The organism is Labrys sp. 22185 (genome assembly GCF_052045555.1).
GTDB lineage: Bacteria > Pseudomonadota > Alphaproteobacteria > Rhizobiales > Labraceae > Labrys > Labrys neptuniae.
In genome coordinates, this window is sequence record NZ_JBQEPH010000008.1 from 39,717 (window position 1) to 55,831 (window position 16,115).

Below are 16,115 nucleotides of genomic sequence, written 5' to 3' on the forward strand. Positions count from 1 at the left end.
GTAAAGAAAATTTTGTAATGTTGTAAATCATGTAAATATTTACAACATTCCGGAACCAGGGACGAGCCATGACAAGCGCCATGCAAGAAGCCGATCCGCGCATCGGCGGCAAGATTCAGCGGCTGCGCCGGCAGAGCCGGATTTCGCAGGCGCAGCTGGCCAGCTCGCTCGGCATTTCGGCGAGCTATCTCAATCTGATCGAGCACAATCGCCGGCGCATGACGGTGCCGCTTCTCTTGAAAACCGCGAGCTATTTCGGTGTCGATGCCACCGAGCTCGCCGAGAACGATGATTCGCGCCTGGCCGGTGACCTGATGGAACTGTTCGGCGACGATCTCTTCGCCGACAGCGACGTCACCAACCAGGATGTGCGCGATCTCGCCAGCTCCAACCCGCAGATCGGCCGGGCCATCGTGCATCTGTTCGATCGCTTCCGCTCGCTGCGCAACGCCAATCAGGGCGCCACCTCGGCGCAGGAGGCTGGCTATCACGTCGCCACCGATGCGGTTTCGGACTTCCTGCAGGCCAACGCCAACTATTTCCCGGGTCTGGAGGCCCAGGCCGAACGCATTCGCGGCGAGATCGACAATCTCTCCGATTCCTTCGAGCCCGGACTCAAGCTCTACCTCTCCAACGTATTCGGCGTGCAGTGGCGGCTGGCCCCCCTGCCCCAGGGCCTGGCCGGTCGCCTCGGCCGCGACGAGGAAACCTTCGAGACGGCCGACGTGCTCTCGCCCGAAAGCGCCACCTTCACGGCCGCCCACCGCCTCGGCCTGCTCGCCGCCTCGCGCGAGATCGAGCATCTCATCACCGAAAGCGCCTTGCCGGCCGATGCCCCCGCCCTGGCACGCCATGCCCTGGCCGCCTATTTCGCCGGCGCCGTGATCATGCCCTATCAGCCCTTCCTCGCCGCCTGCCGCGAGACGCGCTACGATATCGACAGGATCGCCCGGCGCTTCAAGGCCAGCTTCGAGCAGGTCTGCCATCGCATGACCACGCTGCAGCGCCCCGGCGCCAGCGGCATTCCGCTGCATCTGATCCGTACCGACATCGCCGGCAACATTTCCAAGCGTTTCTCGCTCTCCGGCATTCACATCCCGCGCCATTCCGGCGCCTGCCCGCGCTGGAACGTCTATGCCGCCTTCCTGCTGCCCGGGCAGATCAACATCCAGATCAGCCAGATGCCGGAAGGCACCCGCTATTTCTGCATTGCAAAGTCATTGACAAAGGGGGGGCATCGCCACAACGCTCCCCGGCGCCATCTCTCGATAGGCCTGGGCTGTCACATCTCCCATGCCGCCGAGATGGTCTATTCCGACGGCATGGACGTCTCCAATGCCGCCCAGGCGGTGGCGATTGGGGTGGGCTGCCGCATCTGTCCGCGTCTCGATTGCGGGCAACGGGCCCATCCTCCGGCCGAGCACAAGCTGGTGCTGAACGAGCACGAGCATGCCGAGAGTCTCTATTCGCGTATCTGAAAACCGGCTGCGGGAAGAAATACTACGCCTCACCAGGCTTGCCGAACCATCGTGCTAGGGCCTGAGAAGCTTCCTCCGGGTCGGCGGCAGTGCCATCGCTGGCCCAGGCGACGACACCATCGGGGCGAACCAGAACGGCGCTCAGGTCGAGCCGATCATGGACGCCAGCGGCGACATAGCCGACCCGGTCGCTCCACTGCGAGGCAAGGGCGCGACGATGGGGCTGGGCCTCGAAGTCCAGGAAGACGCCTTTGCCTGTCCTGAGGAGTTCGGCCAGCCTGGTACCGTCGTTCAACGCGAAGTCGGGGGCACTGCGGCCCACCAGCGGATGGCTGTCACCGAGATCATAGCGCAGCGACACCCCCCAGACGCGCTCGGCGAAATAGGTCGCGCCATCGCGCGTCTCGACGAGGTCGCGGATGATCGCTTCGAGCGCGCGTGTACTGGCGGTTGGCCGCATGACCGCGACCTGGGCGCGGGACCAGTCGAGGATTTGTGCACCCACCGGATGACGCTCCTCGAAATAGCTGTCGAGCAAGCCGGCCGAAGCATCGCCCCGGATGGTGGCGACTAGTTTCCAGCCGAGATTCATCGCATCGCCAACGCCGAGATTGAGGCCCTGCCCGCCCAGCGGAGAATGAATATGCGCGGCATCGCCGGCCAGCAGCACTCGCCCCTTCCGATATGCCGTGGCCTGATAGGCGCGATCCGTCCAAGTCGCGGCCATCTTCAGGGCGGTCAGGGTGACATCGGTGCCAGAAATACGGCGCAGCACCGCTTGGACATGGTCGAGCGTGATCGCCTGGCTTCGATGGCAGGCGCCGCCGTCGAAATCGACCATCGCGATCGTCCCGGGCTGTGAATAGGTGTACACGCCTGTCGGGGTATAGTGACGGCCCGGGCTGAGCCTGTCCGGATCCGCCATGTCGACGTCGACGGAATAGCCGGTGAACTCGGGATCGGTGCCGACGAACTCAAAACCGCCGGCCTTGCGCACCGTACTGCGGCCGCCGTCGCACCCGACGAGCCAGCGCCCGCGAACGGTCGAGGCGCCGGCGCGAATGATCACGTCTTCCTCCGATTGATCGAAGCCCTCGACACCAACACCGCGCCGGATCTCCACTCCCATGGCATGGGCACGCGCGGCCAGGACGGTTTCGAGATGCTCCATCGTGACTGCGATGCCGGAGTCGGCCGGGCTTGGCAGGCGATAGGGCCACCTGGAAGCATCGATATTGTCATAAAAGAACTGGATGCCGGCGAAATGCCCGCCGGGACGGCGGGCCTGCTGCATCCAATGCGCGCTGGCCTGGGCACCACGGCCCGAACCGTCTTTCGCCGGCTGCGAGGACGCGATCTCCTCCAGCAAACCGCGACGATAGAGAGCTTCGACGCTGGGCACCGACAGGCCCCGCAGGCCGAAGGGAAGCTGTTTCAGAGGGGACCGTGTGTCCTCGTTCTGCTCCAGCACCAGCACGGACAGGTCGGCCAGGCGCAGTTCACAGGCAAGGAACAGCCCGACCGGCCCCGCGCCGGCAATCACGACATCATACAGCAAGGAACCGATCCTCCACCGCATCGGTACACGCCGGCATGCCAGGCGGCATTACCTTGCCCGAAGGCGTCGCCATAGGCCCAATCATCCCTTGAGGCATGTCACCAATATCATTATAAAAATTACACCGAGTGCGATTTTTTATTACACTCAGTGTAATTTTGCAAGAGGTCGCAATGGAACCGGTTCGCATGAAAAACGCCTCGGAAAGGCCTGATGGCCTAAGGGAACGCAAGCGGCGTGAAACCTCCGGGCGCATCGTCGAGCAGGGCCTTAAACTGTTCGTGAAGCACGGCTACGAAGGCACGACGCTGGACGCGATCGCGCAGGCCGCCGGCATTTCACGCCGGACCTTCTTCTATTATTTCAAGTCGAAAGAGGATGTGCTGCTGGCCGCGCATGACGGCGGCTTCCGTGAGGAACTCAAGCCGGCCATGCTGGCGGAATCTCCCGAGCAGCGTCCGCTCGCTGCCGTCCAGAACTGCCTGGTCAAGCTGGCCTCACGGCGTGAGACCAAAGAGTCCGTCATTTTCGACCGCCTGATGCAATCGACTGAGGCCTTGCGTGCGCGCAAGGAGGCCGGCTTCGTCGAGACCGAGCGAATCCTGCTCGAAGCGATGTGCGAACTATGGCCATCGCCGGAACGGCGGGACGGGCTTCGGCTGGTGGCGATGGTGGCGCTCGGTACACTGCGACTGGCCCTGGAGAGATGGAAGCAGGACGAGGCGGCCCTTCCTCTCGCCCATTATGTCGAACAAAGTTTCGGCCTACTGGCGAAAGAGTTCTGAAGCGGCCATTGTTCCGAAGCGAGGCGTCAGAACGCAGGCTGGGCCTCACAGCCAACCTCCCCTCATCGCTGCAGCTTTGCTGGTGCCGACGGTATTGCTGCTTGCCCGATGAGGCACCGTCATCGCGACCATTGGTATAGACTGTCTCCATGTCCGCCCTCATCCGCAAGATCATCCATATCGACATGGATGCCTTCTACGCCTCCGTCGAACAGCGTGACGATCCCTCGCTGCGCGGACGGCCGCTGGCGGTGGGCTATTCGGAACGCCGCGGCGTGGTGGCGGCGGCAAGCTATGAAGCGCGAGCCTTCGGCGTGCGGTCCGCCATGCCCTCCTCGACCGCGCTGCGCAACTGCCCCGATCTCGTCTTCGTCAGGCCGCGCTTCGAGGTCTATCGAGCCGTCTCGCGTCAGATCCACGCTGTCTTCGCCGAGTTCACGCCGCTGATCGAGCCTCTATCGCTCGACGAGGCCTATCTCGACGTCACCGCGAATTTACAGGGCCTGCCCAGCGCTGCGGCAACGGCGCAGGCCATCCGCGCCCGCATTCTCGAAGAGACCGGCCTAACCGCCTCTGCCGGCATCTCCTACAACAAGTTCCTGGCCAAGCTCGCCTCCGATCACCGCAAACCCAATGGCCAGTTCGTCATCACACCTGCGATGGGACCGGCTTTCGTGGAGACATTGCCGGTGGCCAAGTTCCACGGCGTCGGCCCGGTCACGGCCGAGAAGATGAACCGGCTCGGCATCATGACCGGCGGCGACCTCAAGGCGCAGCCCCTGGAGGATCTCGTCCGCCATTTCGGCAAGGCCGGCGCCTGGTACCATGCAATTGCACGGGGCGAGGACGACAGGCCGGTGGAACCGGACCGCCCGCGCAAATCCTCCGGTTCGGAGACGACGTTCGCCGACGACCTGACGAAACCCGAGGATATCGAGGCCGGCGTCCTCGCCATGGCCGACGAAGTCTGGGCCTGGTGCGAGAAAACCCAGGCCTTCGGCCGCACCGTGACAGTGAAGATCAAATATGCCGATTTCCAGCAGGCCACCCGCAGCCGCACCCTGGCCGCACCGGTGCACACCCATGAAAGTCTGCGATCCGTCAGCCTGGACCTCATCCGCAGCGTGTTTCCGCCGACGAAGGGCATCCGCCTGCTCGGTGTCACCATGTCCGGTTTTGCCTCTGAGGACGCGTCGGACAGCGAACAGCTCGAACTCGGCTTCGGGGAACCATGACCGCCGAAGAAGCGTGCCCAGCCGCCCGTCGAATTGCCACTTGACTTAAAGCTCACTTGAACTTTTATCAATATGCCCTGAGTGATTCAGGGAGTCTCGATCGATGAGCGTTCATAGCGATCTCAAGGGCCTGCGCGCCGCCGTTACCGGCGGCACCTCCGGGCTCGGGCTGGCCCTCGTGCGGGCGCTGGCCAAAAGGGGCGCGCAGGTGGCCTTCGTCGCCCGCACCAGGGAGGCCGTCGAGCGCGTGTCCGCGGAAACCGGTGCGCTCGGCATTGTCGGCGATGTCGGACGCAAGACCGATATCCATGCCATCGCCCTGCAGATCACCGGCAATCTCGGCGGCCTCGATCTCCTCGTCAACAATGCCTCAAGCCTGGGGCCGGTTCCCCTCGCCTTGCTGGCCGATACCCAATGCGAGGAACTGGAGGAGGCCCTCGCCACCAATCTGGTCGGCCCTTTTCGCCTGAGCAAGGCCTTGTTCGGTGCCCTCACGGCCTCGGCTCGGCAGGAGCGTGACGCGGTCGTGGTCAACATCACCAGCGATGCGGCCGTCAACGCCTATGCGGGCTGGGGCGCCTATGGCGCTAGCAAGGCTGCGCTGCAGCATCTCACCGCCATCTGGGCCGAGGAAGTCCGCGAAGAGGGTGTGCGCTTCCTCGCCATCGACCCCGGCGACATGGACACGCCCCTGCACGCGCAAGCCGTTCCGGAGGCCGACAGATCCGCGCTCAAGCGCCCGGAGGAAGCGGCTGCCCACATCATCGGTGCCTTGGGCCTGGACCAACCGCGTCTCGCCTTGACCCTGGAGACCCGGCCATGATCGCCGTCGGCAACCCTGAACCAGGCTCTGCGCGGCTGCTCGCCGTCTCCAACTCCGGCAAGATCCGCCATTTGCCGCGCAGCGCCCTGTCGCTGTTGTTCAATCCTGGCGACCTTGTCGTCGCCAATGATGCGGCCACGCTTCCCGCCAGCCTTGCCGGCAGCCATGTCGACAGCGGCAGACCAATCGAGGTCCGGCTTGCCGCCTGGGTTGTGGCCGGCGACCCCACCCGTTTCATCGCCGTCGTCTTCGGGGCGGGCGACCACCGCATGCGCACCGAGGACCGCCCCGCGCCACCCCAGTTGTTCGCCGGCGACAAGCTCAAGCTTGGCCCGCTGACGGCCGAGGTCGAGCGCCTGCACGGTTATCCCCGTCTGGTAACGCTGCGTTTCTCTGGTCCCTCGGAGCGTATCCTCGCCGGGCTGGCACTGCATGGGCGACCGATCCAATATGCCCATGTGCCCGAGCCTCTGGCGCTTTGGGACATGTGGACGGCGATCGCAGCCGAACCCTTGGCGTTTGAACCGCCCTCAGCCGGTTTTGCGCTCGATTGGCGCACGATCGCTGCCTGGCGACGGCGCGGCGTCGGCTTTGCCAGCCTGACCCACGCCGCCGGCATTTCCTCGACGGGCGATGCGGTGATGGATCTGCGCCTGCCCTTCGACGAGCCCTATCGCATCCCGGCGGCGACAGCGGCAGCGATCACGCGCACGAAAGCCACCGGGGGACGTGTGATCGCCATCGGGACCAGCGTGGTGCGAGCCCTCGAACATGCCGCCTCGGCTCCTGGCGGCCTCAGGGCCGGCGACGGCCTGGCGCAGGGCCGAATCGGGCCGAAGTCGAGGCTTCGCCTCGTCGATGCCGTGCTCAGCGGCGTCCATCAGCCAGGCGAGAGCCATTTCGAACTGCTGCGCGCCTTCGCCGACGATCTCACTCTCGACCGCGTCTCGCTGATGCTGGAAGCCTGGAACTATCGCGCCCACGAATTCGGCGACTCCGTGCTGATCGAGCGCCGGGCGTCGAAGCGGAAAGAACAGGGCGCAGATCGGCCGGGGCGCCTGACGGCAACCTCCTTATGGGCGGGCACGGCCCCTACTCCATGAGGGCCGCCTTCATGAAGCAGACCATGGTGGCGTGGACGGGCTCGTCGCCGACCACGCGGATGGCGTGCTGCCGGTCGCAGCGATAGCGCAGCGTCTCGCCGGGCTCCGCCCGTTCGCGCACGCCGGCCACGTCGACCTCGACCATGCCGGCCAGGATCGAGAGGCATTCGACCGAGCCACGCTGGTGGGCGTCGCTTTCGAGCACCCCGCCCGGCTCGGCCCGGAAATCATACCATTGCAGCCATTCCACCGTCTTCAGCCAACCGACCACCGCCAGACGGCACTTGCCGTCGTCGGAAATGATCACGGGCGTATCGACACGGGTGGTCTTCTCGATGAAGGGCTCGTCGTCGCTCGAACCCAGCACTCTTTCGATCGAAACGTCGAGAGCCTGGGACAGGCGCCAGATCGTCGCCAAGGTGGGATTGGTCTCGTTGCGCTCGATCTGGCTGATGATCGACTTGGCCACGCCCGACTGCTCGGCCAGTTCCGACAGCGAGAGATTATAGGCCTTGCGCAGGCGCTGGACCGTCTTGCCGAGCTGTCCCGATAGCGCAACCGCGCCCGCATCGAGCTCACCCCGCCTGTCCAACCCACTCATTGCCAGCCTTTCGTTTGTTATGACGAACGATTGTTTGTTCTGGCGGACAATACGGCCAAGCCGCGCAGGAGAAAAGCCCTTTGATGGGAAACAGGGACAGTCCGGTGCCCTGTCTATCCTCTATGAACCTTGCATGGTGCCGACGCTGTCAAAGCTGCGGAAGGCGAACTTTGGCGCGAGACTCCCTCAGCGAAGCAGATCGTCTTAAGATCGGCCTCTCGATTGCATGCAAGCGGGCTGCAGGATCGACAATGGGACGACGATGGGACGTGGGCAAAACAGTTCGGGCGAGCCTGTCTTTTGGTACCGGCCTCCGGCCGTCGGCCTGAACGCGCTGGTCAGCGGGATCTACGGCTATCGGGAGAACGGCACTGCCATGCAGGGCCTCACCGAAGCGGCCTCGCTGACCGTGCCGCTGATCGTCAATTTCGGCAGCCCGTTCCGCATCGGCCTCGGCCAGCCACCGACATGCACGGACACTTATGGCAGCTTTGCGGCTGGCCTGTTTGCCGGCCCCATCGTCATGGATTCGGACGGTGCGGCCGAATGCATCCAGATCAATTTCACGCCGCTTGGCGGCCGGCTGTTCTTCGGGCTGCCAATGAGCGAGCTGGCCGACAGCATGGTCGCACTGGATGATCTGGCCGATGCCGGCATCAACCGATTCGCCCGACGGCTCGCTGACCTGAACTGCTGGGAAGCGCGCCTCGATCTCGCCCAACATTTCGTCGCAACCCGCCTTGGGCGAGCTTCGCAGGCCAATCCCGCCATTGGCTGGGCGTTCTGCCAGCTCATGCGAAAAGGCGGCGACGTGCGCATCGGCGCGCTGGCGGAAAAACTCGACTGGAGCCGCCGGCGCCTGGTCGCAAGTTTTCGCGAAGAGATCGGCCTCCCTCCGAAATCCGTCTCCCGTATCATCCGCTTCAATGCCGCGCAGGATCTCGCCACCAAGGGCACGGCAACGGGTTGGGCCGATATCGCAGCGGCTTGCGGTTATGCCGATCAGGCGCATCTCACCCGCGAATTCACCGCGCTGGCCGGCTGTTCGCCGACGGCGTGGCGCACGGGCGGGTAACATTTCTTCAAGACGGCCCATGGCCATGCGAACAAGGATCGCTCCGGTTCGCAAACGGAGACATCCCCCATGCCGCTATCATCGACCGAAGCCCCACGCCTCTACCCGGCCCTGCGCTACGCCAATGCCCGCGCCATGATCGACTGGCTGCAGGAGGCCTTCGGCTTCACCCTGCACGCCTGCTACGCCAAGGGCGACATCGTCGAGCACGCCCAGCTTGCCCTCGGCTCCTCGATGATCATGCTCGGCACGGCGCGCGATGACAATTTCTGCAAGATCGTCGGCTCGCCGGGATCGGGCGGCGGCAAGTCGATCTATATCGCCGTCGACGACGCCGATGCCGCCTATGAGCGCGCCAAGGCCGCTGGGGCAAAGATCGAGGAAGAACCTGTCGATCGCGACTATGGCAGCCGCGACTTCATCTGCCGTGATCCGGAAGGCAATATCTGGGCTTTCGGCACCTATTGGCCGAAGGCATCCGAGCCGGCCGCCCCCTGAAAAGCAAGGGCGGCAGTCACGAAAGCCACCGGAAAGCAGATAGCGATTTTCGACAGGAACGCCGCGGCAGAGACAATCCGCGGCGTTGGACCTTCTTTCGGAATCGGGGCCGGCGCCGCGGCTGCCTTCCCCTATTCCGCCGCCAGCTTCCTGGCCTGCGCGTCCTGGATCGTGCGCCACACCACCTCGGGCGTCGCCGGCATGTCGAGCCTGGTGACGCCGACGCCGCGCCTGAGCGCATCGATCACTGCGTTCATCACCGCCGGGGCGGCGCCGATGGTGCCGGCCTCGCCGGCGCCCTTGACGCCGAGCGGATTGTTCTTGCAGGGAATGTTGCGTGTCTCGAAATGGATGAAGGGCAGATCGTCAGCCCGCGGCAGAGCATAATCGGTGAGCGAAGCCGTGAGCAACTGGCCGTCTTCCGAATAGACCGTGCGCTCCAGCAAGGCCTGGCCGATACCCTGCACCACGCCGCCATGCACCTGGCCTTCCAGCAGCAGCGGGTTCACCACCATGCCGAAATCGTCGACGATGGTATAGCCGAGGATATCGGTGACGCCGGTCTGCGGGTCGATCTCCAGCTCGCAGATATGCGTGCCGTTGGGATAGGTCGCCTCGCCGGGCTGATAGTCGGTCTCGGCACTGAGCAGATCCGGCGTCGCCTTCGGCAGGCGGGCGAGCGCTGCAAAGTCGATCGCCTTGTCGGTGCCGACCACCCGCACCCGGCCGTCGACGATTTCGAGATCGGCGATGCCGGCCTCGAGCTCGTCGGAGGCGAGCGTCTTCAGCTTCTCCGCCAGGGTCTGGCTGGCTCGGGCCACGGACGCGCCGCCCACCGGGATCGAGCGCGAGCCGCCTGTGCCGCCCCCTGTCTTGATCAGGTCGGAATCGCCCTGGATCACGTTGATACGCTCCAGCGGCAGATCGAGATATTGCGAGACGAACTGGGCGTAGGCCGTCAGGTGACCCTGCCCGTTGGTCTGCGTGCCGATCAGCACGGTGGCGGTACCGTCCTTTTCCAGCGTGACGCTGGCGGCTTCCTTGGGCCCGTCGGCGCAGGCCTCGATATAGGTGGACATGCCAATGCCACGGAACTTGCCCGCCTTCTTCGAGGTCTGCCAGCGGCCCTTGAAGTCGCCCCAGCCAGCGACCTCCATGGCCTTGCGCATGTGGCCCTCGAACTCGCCCGAATCATAGGTACGGCCGGTGGGCGCCTTGAACGGCATCTGCTCCGGCTTGACGAAATTGCGCGAGCGCACCGTATCGACCGAAAGCCCGGTCTCGAAGGCGATGGCGTCCATCAGCCGCTCGATGAGATAGGCTGCCTCCGGCCGGCCGGCACCGCGATAGGCATCGACCGGCAGCGTGTTGGTGAAGACGCCGCGCACCCGCACATCCATGGCGTCGATTGCATAGGCTCCGGTCGCCATCAGGGCGCCGAGCCAGGGAATGAAGGGCCCGAACTGCGAAAGATAGGCGCCGAGGTCACCGATAATGTCGATCTTGACCGCCAGGATGCGCGAACGCCGGTCCAGCGCTGCCTCGATGCGGCTGATATTGTCGCGGCCCTGGGTGTCGGCGAGGAAATGCTCGGCGCGGTCAGCGAACCACTTCACGGGTTTGCCCAGACGCCGCGCCGCCTCCAGCGAGAGCGGATATTCGCGATACATGAAGGCCTTGGTGCCGAAGCCGCCGCCGACATCGCCGGTCTTCACATGCACCTTGTCGGGCTCGACCTTGAAGACATGGTTGGCGAGCGTATCGCGGATGGAGTGCACGCCCTGACTGCCGACCGTCAGGGTGAAGCGCTTGCCGTCCCATTCGGCGAGGCAGCCGCGAGTTTCCATGTAATTGGCGACCAGGCGGTTGTTGACCACATCCAGGGAGACCACGCGTGCCGCCTTGTCGAAGGCCTTGGCCACCTTCTTGGTGTTGCCGATCTGAGCATCGAAAGCCAGATTCGAGCCGTGCTCCGGCCAGACCAGGGGAGCCCCGGGTTCCAGGGCCGCGACGGATCCGACGATGGCGTCGAGCGAATCATAGTCGACCGGGATCGCCTCGGCGGCATCGCGGGCCTCGGTGAGCGAATCGGCGACCACGAAAGCCACCGCATCGCCGACATGGCGCACCACGTCACGCGCCAAAAGCGGATAGGGTTGAGGGCGCTGCGGCGAGCCGTCGGCGTTCTTCATCAAGGCCAGGCATGGCAGGTCCCCGAGCCCGTCGAGGTCATTGGCCGTCAGAATCAGCCTGACACCCGGCATCGCCGCGGCGTCGGAGAGATCACCGATGCTGAAGCGGGCATGGGCATAGGGAGAGCGCAGGACATAGGCCCTGAGCACGCCGGAACGCGATTCGTCGTCGACATAACGGCCGGCGCCCGTGATGAAGGACTGATCCTCCTTGCGGCGCACGGCTTGGCCAACGCCAAATTTGGTGGGCGGCATAGGGGACCTCCGGCGATTTAATGAATGGCGCTTTTGAATAGAGCCTTCGAATAGCACGCCGAAGCGCAATTTCAAAAAAGCTGAAGAATTTTTCCGTCACACGCTAGACACACACAAAGAGCTTTGCTACATCGCGGCCATCGAACGCGGCACCGCGTCGCGCTTCGGTGGTTTCGATGGGCGCATAGCTCAGTTGGTAGAGCAGCTGACTCTTAATCAGCGGGTCCTAGGTTCGAGCCCTAGTGCGCCCACCATCGAAACTCCTGATATCGCTGACGAAAAGCAAGGCGCCCTTCGAGGCGCCTTCTTTCGTTTCAAACCGAACCGCTCCGCGTAAGGCCCCTCCACTTTCCTTCCCGTCATGCGCAAGGCGCAGAGATTTGCGCAATGATGCTCGCCGGTCTGTGGCTCGGACAAGCCTCCTGGAGGCAGAAGATGCCGGTAAATCATGCCGCCATCGAGCCCGGATGATGTCGGCGTTGCCCAATAAAAAGTCGGCGCGCTGTCCCGGAAGCTTACTTGAGAAAAAGCCGGACCCGCGGCAGGCGCTTACGGCATCCATAGTTCTGGCTGGTCCATTCTCGATGAATATTGCATTCATCGGCAATAACTACAGGGTGCCGCATCGTAATGTATATTGGCCAGAATTCGGATGTTATCACGACCTGAATTCCCAACTATCCTTCATGTCGGAAACGAATTTTCCCCAACGAGACAATCTTCGAAACTAATCATCTCAGATGATGACATGTTTTCGGCATTCACCCTCCTAAAGAGTTAATATTTGCACCGTCTCTACTCCTTATAAAATTTCACCCAAGTGATATCATCAGTGTTACTGGACTGGGGGCATTCCAGAAAGAGCGAGTTACTGACCATGAACATCGCCTTTGAAAGCAAAATAGAGAGAGGACCGCCATCAAATTCCATTGAAATAGATCACATACTCGAGACCAGCGAACGAACATTCAAAGAAAATTACAACATTCGACCTTTCAAAGTTCATCACACACTTTGCCGGAGCGGCTTGTTCGAGATCCCCGAGATCGTCAAAACTGCTCGCAGCATCATCGAGAGTGGCAATGCCGCCGACTTTCTCGCACTCGATTTGAAAAAGGAATCGATCAGCAGCAAATTCACCGAAGCTGCGCAGCATGATCGCCTGACAGAGGTGATCGAGCGCCTCGGCGAGGGCGGTTCCTGGATCAGGCTTTCGCGTACGCAGGACTACAATGGCGATTACGCCCGGGTTCTGGCCAAGCTCATCGACGAAATCGGGATCTATGCCGATCGTCCGTTCCGCCAGGAGGTGACCTGGGCAACCCTGACCGTGATTCTGACTTCGCCGGGGATTTCCACCCCCTTCCATATCGACCACGAATCAAACTTCCTGTTCCAGATTCAGGGCGAGAAGGATGTCTGCCTGTTCGATCCCGGGGATCGCGAAGTCCTGCCGGAAATCGAGCTCGAACGCTTCTATGCCAGCAGCTACAACACCCCGCGCTACAAGCCCGAACTGCAGAGCCACGGCCAGATCTTCAAGCTGACGCCTGGCGAAGCCGTGCACCATCCGCCGGTGGCGCCCCACTGGGTCAAGAACGGCAGCAACATCTCGGTCAGCCTGAGCATTTCCTTCTGCATGCGCCCGTTAGAGCAGCGAGCCAGGATCTATCAGGCTAATTTCATGCTGCGTCAGCTCCGGCTGAAGCCCAGACCGCCCGGCCTCTCCCCGAGACGGGATGCCCTCAAGGCCAAGCTGGTCTCAGCCCTCGAAATGCCCAATCCCAAGACCTTCCAGGACATCGTCTATTCCCCGATGACCCGGCTGAAATCGCCCATGCAATTCCTGAAGAAAGTTTCCGGCCATCGAGGGCGCGCCTGAAAGTCGAGGTGCCTTCCGGTCGCGCGCCATTCGAGCGATCGATGGGGCTGCCAAAAAGAAAAACCCGGCGCTGTCGGAACGCCGGGCCAAGGTGGTTGCTGTCTCGCTGAATCGCGAGGCAGCGGTGATAAATTTCATATCACGTGATACGCGCGTGACGCGAAAGCTGGGACGCAAAAGCTGGACGGACACGCTGCCCTGATCCCGGCGTTCGCCACCAAAGAAAAAGCCCGGCGATACGCTACCTGCCGGGCCAAGATCGGATGCGACGTATCGGGCCGGTATTGGGACGGCCGACAACGCGCGATGATTAGACCAAATGGTGTGACGGGAGCGTGATAGAGCTCGGCCCGCTATGCCTCCGCCATTCATTGCAGCCAATTTCTTGATGAAGAGACCGCTTGCTACCCCATCTCTGCGCCCTGCTGCCATCGCCGGCCGTCACGGCTTGGATAGCCGCTTCACATTGGACCGAACCTTGCGTCGATAGTCTCGAACCACGGCACCAGGCGCCGCGCCCGTCATCAGCTTGCCAGCGGCGTTCTGTGCGGCAGCGACTTTCTCGCTGATCATCAGCTTGGCCTCGCGCTCGGCACGGCTGCCACCCTGTGCCAGCCGAAGCGTACGCAGCCAGATGGCCTGCTGCGATTCAAAAGCAAGCATCGACATGTCGTAAAACAGTTTGAACATCAGGTCTCCTATGCCCTTGCGTAACATAGTCCGATGTTTGCGACGCAGCTATGTCGATCACGCAAGTCCGGCATTCACACCCGCCGTTCCTCCGCGACGACAGCACTCCTTCGCCGCTCCTGCTGAAGAGGACGACCTGCCCCTCCGGCCTTCGGGCTGGAAGAGCTTCCTGCGTTTTGCTTCAGAACGCGTTGGTGGCGTCCTTGCGCATCTTCTTCACGACGGGATTGGCTCCCATCCACAGGAACAGACGCGTCAGGGCGACAAAGAGCAGGAACAACCCACCGAGCACCAAGGGTACCAACCATTGCTCTTCGCCGCGCAGGCGGAAAGAGCCGAGACTGCCCAGCTCCTGCCAACTGTCGGTCAAGGCAACGAAGCCGAGGACCACTGCCAGATTGAAAGCCAGCGATATGACGAGCCCGACAAGCGCTATCAGCCACGCTTTGCCGCCCCTGGGTTTCGTGCCGGTGCGGGTGGCATAGTATTTTCCGGTTCCTGAGCCCGCCGTCATCAAGGGCAGCACCCCCAAGAAGGAATTCTTGCTCATGTCGATATGCAAGAAGGCCTCCAGCAAGAAGGCAATGACCACGACGGCGATCGCCGCAAGAACATATATCCATGAAAAGCGAAAGACCGCTGCTCCGAATGAAACGGTATTGGTCGCTGGAACGTAACTATCCACTTACAAGCCCCCCAAGGCTCAAACGAAACTCAGCAGGCTGTACTTAACCAGCATTCGAGCGTCCCTCTAGCTGATTCTCCTTGCTGTTATGAGTTGTACGTTCGGATTAGGCAGTTCCAAGCGAAACGCATCGTCACCTCTGCTTCCATAGGAACGCCGGATCGAAGCGTATGGGAGCATGATGCATATAGCCAAAGAAAAGCCCGACGCGACAAGGCATTCCGGGCTGGGATCTTCAGATGCTATGATGTCACCGAGGTCGGAGCGCGGTAAGCAACAATCGATCAATAGATCGAAGAGCATGACAGGGATGCGATGCAGCTAAACTGGCCATTGCCCCGTCGGATCATATCCTTGGACCTCGACTGTATTCCAAATGTTCTTCACCATATACCAAGATCGGGAATTTCGTTTATATCAAGGTATGCAACGCCAATACCTATGTATGGCCCAACTGCGCCTGACGTCTAATTCTCATCTAAGTTTCAGCAGTCTAACTCACGGGCGTTCCCACCCCGGGAACCCGGAGGCCCGGATGACAACCTCAGCAAGGCGTCCTCCCCGGGCCTCCCCCCCTTTTTGGGCGATCCATCCTTTGCATATGCAACCGCGATTGACCTTTTTCTCGCGGAGGACGCGAGCCCATCTGTCCTGATCCTCGGTCGGGAAGAAGTGAGCGAGGCAATGTGCGCCCTGTGCGAAAACGCACAACCATGTGCCGCGGCACAGGCTAAGCCGCGCATGGATCATCTCGATGGTCCACGCAGTGCATCTCGACACATCTCCATCAGACCCGAGCCCGCTCCATGATCGCCAGAGCCCCTATCCTGCTGCCCGCCGCGTTGATGTGCCTGGTCGCGCTTGCGCCCACCGGGCTTGCCGCTCAGGAGGCCGCCATGGCGAATGCTCCCGCAACGGCCTCCGCTTGCGCTCCAGGCTTCCATTTCAATCAGTGGCGCAGATGCGTACCCAACCGCTCCATCAATGACGCCAGTCGCGATGCATTCGATCCCCGACGCATGGTGTCGAGTGCTTCGGTCGGCCAGACATCGGAGCATCGCAAGAATATCGACGTGTGTCCGCCATCGCAGCGTCCCAATCACGCCGGCCAATGCATTCCCAACGGTTGACGGGAGCCGACACACCGCCTCGAAAACGACCGATACTGCCGAATTGCCCCCTCATCGGCCGGCAGCAGAGGGAGCCAAGGGCCCGTGAGCCCTTCGTTACCCTTCTGCGTAGTTCGAATAGGCCC

At 62.5% G+C, this 16,115-nt stretch carries 14 protein-coding genes and 1 tRNA gene; 10 read left to right on the top strand and 5 right to left on the bottom strand.

Annotation, left to right across the window (positions count from 1 at the left end; translation table 11 throughout):
* Positions 1–68 precede the first annotated feature (68 nt).
* A complete protein-coding gene (locus ACTJKX_RS17040) occupies positions 69–1,478 on the top strand; it encodes a helix-turn-helix domain-containing protein (RefSeq protein WP_440725965.1) in 1,410 nt (469 codons plus the stop codon).
* A gap of 22 nt (positions 1,479–1,500) precedes the next feature.
* On the opposite strand, the gene ACTJKX_RS17045 is transcribed toward ACTJKX_RS17040, so the two are convergent.
* Positions 1,501–3,057, bottom strand: coding sequence for an FAD-dependent monooxygenase (locus ACTJKX_RS17045; protein ID WP_440725966.1), 1,557 nt, complete (start codon positions 3,055–3,057; stop codon positions 1,501–1,503).
* 152 nt (positions 3,058–3,209) lie between these two features.
* Here ACTJKX_RS17045 and ACTJKX_RS17050 point away from each other — a divergent pair, with 152 nt between their 5' ends.
* The 4 genes from ACTJKX_RS17050 to ACTJKX_RS17065 all read left to right on the top strand — a co-directional run bounded on the left by ACTJKX_RS17050 (position 3,210) and on the right by ACTJKX_RS17065 (position 6,982).
* Positions 3,210–3,821, top strand: coding sequence for a TetR/AcrR family transcriptional regulator (locus tag ACTJKX_RS17050; RefSeq protein WP_440725967.1), 612 nt, complete (start codon positions 3,210–3,212; stop codon positions 3,819–3,821).
* Between the two features lie 149 nt (positions 3,822–3,970).
* A complete protein-coding gene (gene dinB / locus ACTJKX_RS17055) occupies positions 3,971–5,056 on the top strand; it encodes a DNA polymerase IV (protein WP_367622524.1) in 1,086 nt (361 codons plus the stop codon).
* Between the two features lie 103 nt (positions 5,057–5,159).
* Positions 5,160–5,879 carry an SDR family NAD(P)-dependent oxidoreductase gene (locus ACTJKX_RS17060; RefSeq protein WP_440725968.1) on the top strand — a complete coding sequence of 240 codons (720 nt, stop codon included), beginning with the start codon at positions 5,160–5,162 and terminating at the stop codon, positions 5,877–5,879.
* Positions 5,876–6,982, top strand: a complete 1,107-nt coding sequence (locus ACTJKX_RS17065) for an S-adenosylmethionine:tRNA ribosyltransferase-isomerase (protein WP_440725969.1) — start codon at positions 5,876–5,878, stop codon at positions 6,980–6,982. The genes ACTJKX_RS17060 and ACTJKX_RS17065 overlap by 4 nt, the downstream gene beginning before the upstream one ends.
* On the opposite strand, the gene ACTJKX_RS17070 is transcribed toward ACTJKX_RS17065, so the two are convergent.
* On the bottom strand, positions 6,972–7,583 hold the full coding sequence (locus ACTJKX_RS17070; protein ID WP_311940376.1) for a helix-turn-helix domain-containing protein: 612 nt from the start codon (positions 7,581–7,583) through the stop codon (positions 6,972–6,974). The two genes, ACTJKX_RS17065 and ACTJKX_RS17070, sit on opposite strands and share 11 nt — an antisense overlap.
* A 262-nt stretch (positions 7,584–7,845) precedes the next feature.
* Here ACTJKX_RS17070 and ACTJKX_RS17075 point away from each other — a divergent pair, with 262 nt between their 5' ends.
* Entirely contained in the window at positions 7,846–8,658 is an 813-nt protein-coding gene (locus tag ACTJKX_RS17075; protein ID WP_440725970.1) for a helix-turn-helix domain-containing protein, read from the top strand.
* Between the two features lie 69 nt (positions 8,659–8,727).
* The gene (locus tag ACTJKX_RS17080) at positions 8,728–9,156 is read left to right on the top strand and encodes a VOC family protein (protein WP_440725971.1); all 429 of its coding nucleotides are present in this window, start codon (positions 8,728–8,730) and stop codon (positions 9,154–9,156) included.
* Between the two features lie 131 nt (positions 9,157–9,287).
* Here the strand turns inward: ACTJKX_RS17080 and ACTJKX_RS17085 are convergent, their stop codons facing one another.
* Complete coding sequence (locus ACTJKX_RS17085; protein ID WP_367622519.1) at positions 9,288–11,603, bottom strand: xanthine dehydrogenase family protein molybdopterin-binding subunit; 2,316 nt, start codon at positions 11,601–11,603, stop codon at positions 9,288–9,290.
* Between the two features lie 178 nt (positions 11,604–11,781).
* Between ACTJKX_RS17085 and ACTJKX_RS17090 the strand changes: the two genes are divergently transcribed.
* Both ACTJKX_RS17090 and ACTJKX_RS17095 read left to right on the top strand, forming a co-directional pair.
* Positions 11,782–11,857 (top strand) — tRNA-Lys (locus tag ACTJKX_RS17090).
* A 773-nt stretch (positions 11,858–12,630) separates the two neighbouring features.
* Entirely contained in the window at positions 12,631–13,485 is an 855-nt protein-coding gene (locus ACTJKX_RS17095) for a cupin-like domain-containing protein (RefSeq protein WP_394309356.1), read from the top strand.
* A gap of 441 nt (positions 13,486–13,926) precedes the next feature.
* Here ACTJKX_RS17095 and ACTJKX_RS17100 read toward each other — a convergent pair whose 3' ends face one another.
* Positions 13,927–14,175, bottom strand: a complete 249-nt coding sequence (locus tag ACTJKX_RS17100) for a hypothetical protein (protein ID WP_068298675.1) — start codon at positions 14,173–14,175, stop codon at positions 13,927–13,929.
* A gap of 181 nt (positions 14,176–14,356) precedes the next feature.
* Positions 14,357–14,860, bottom strand: coding sequence for an ABZJ_00895 family protein (locus ACTJKX_RS17105; protein ID WP_311940388.1), 504 nt, complete (start codon positions 14,858–14,860; stop codon positions 14,357–14,359).
* Between the two features lie 806 nt (positions 14,861–15,666).
* On the opposite strand from ACTJKX_RS17105, the gene ACTJKX_RS17110 reads away from it, so the two are divergent.
* Complete coding sequence (locus tag ACTJKX_RS17110; protein ID WP_394309359.1) at positions 15,667–15,990, top strand: hypothetical protein; 324 nt, start codon at positions 15,667–15,669, stop codon at positions 15,988–15,990.
* Positions 15,991–16,115 lie beyond the last annotated feature (125 nt).

What these genes read in the sequence shown, in the direction of transcription:
- ACTJKX_RS17040 (WP_440725965.1), top strand. Translation starts at nt 69, where the DNA reads ATGACAAGCGCCATGCAAGAAGCCGATCCGCGCATCGGCGGCAAGATT.
- ACTJKX_RS17045 (WP_440725966.1), bottom strand. Translation starts at nt 3,057, where the DNA reads ATGCGGTGGAGGATCGGTTCCTTGCTGTATGATGTCGTGATTGCCGGC.
- ACTJKX_RS17050 (WP_440725967.1), top strand. Translation starts at nt 3,210, where the DNA reads ATGGAACCGGTTCGCATGAAAAACGCCTCGGAAAGGCCTGATGGCCTA.
- dinB (WP_367622524.1), top strand. Translation starts at nt 3,971, where the DNA reads ATGTCCGCCCTCATCCGCAAGATCATCCATATCGACATGGATGCCTTC.
- ACTJKX_RS17060 (WP_440725968.1), top strand. Translation starts at nt 5,160, where the DNA reads ATGAGCGTTCATAGCGATCTCAAGGGCCTGCGCGCCGCCGTTACCGGC.
- ACTJKX_RS17065 (WP_440725969.1), top strand. Translation starts at nt 5,876, where the DNA reads ATGATCGCCGTCGGCAACCCTGAACCAGGCTCTGCGCGGCTGCTCGCC.
- ACTJKX_RS17070 (WP_311940376.1), bottom strand. Translation starts at nt 7,583, where the DNA reads ATGAGTGGGTTGGACAGGCGGGGTGAGCTCGATGCGGGCGCGGTTGCG.
- ACTJKX_RS17075 (WP_440725970.1), top strand. Translation starts at nt 7,846, where the DNA reads ATGGGACGTGGGCAAAACAGTTCGGGCGAGCCTGTCTTTTGGTACCGG.
- ACTJKX_RS17080 (WP_440725971.1), top strand. Translation starts at nt 8,728, where the DNA reads ATGCCGCTATCATCGACCGAAGCCCCACGCCTCTACCCGGCCCTGCGC.
- ACTJKX_RS17085 (WP_367622519.1), bottom strand. Translation starts at nt 11,603, where the DNA reads ATGCCGCCCACCAAATTTGGCGTTGGCCAAGCCGTGCGCCGCAAGGAG.
- ACTJKX_RS17100 (WP_068298675.1), bottom strand. Translation starts at nt 14,175, where the DNA reads ATGTTCAAACTGTTTTACGACATGTCGATGCTTGCTTTTGAATCGCAG.
- ACTJKX_RS17110 (WP_394309359.1), top strand. Translation starts at nt 15,667, where the DNA reads ATGATCGCCAGAGCCCCTATCCTGCTGCCCGCCGCGTTGATGTGCCTG.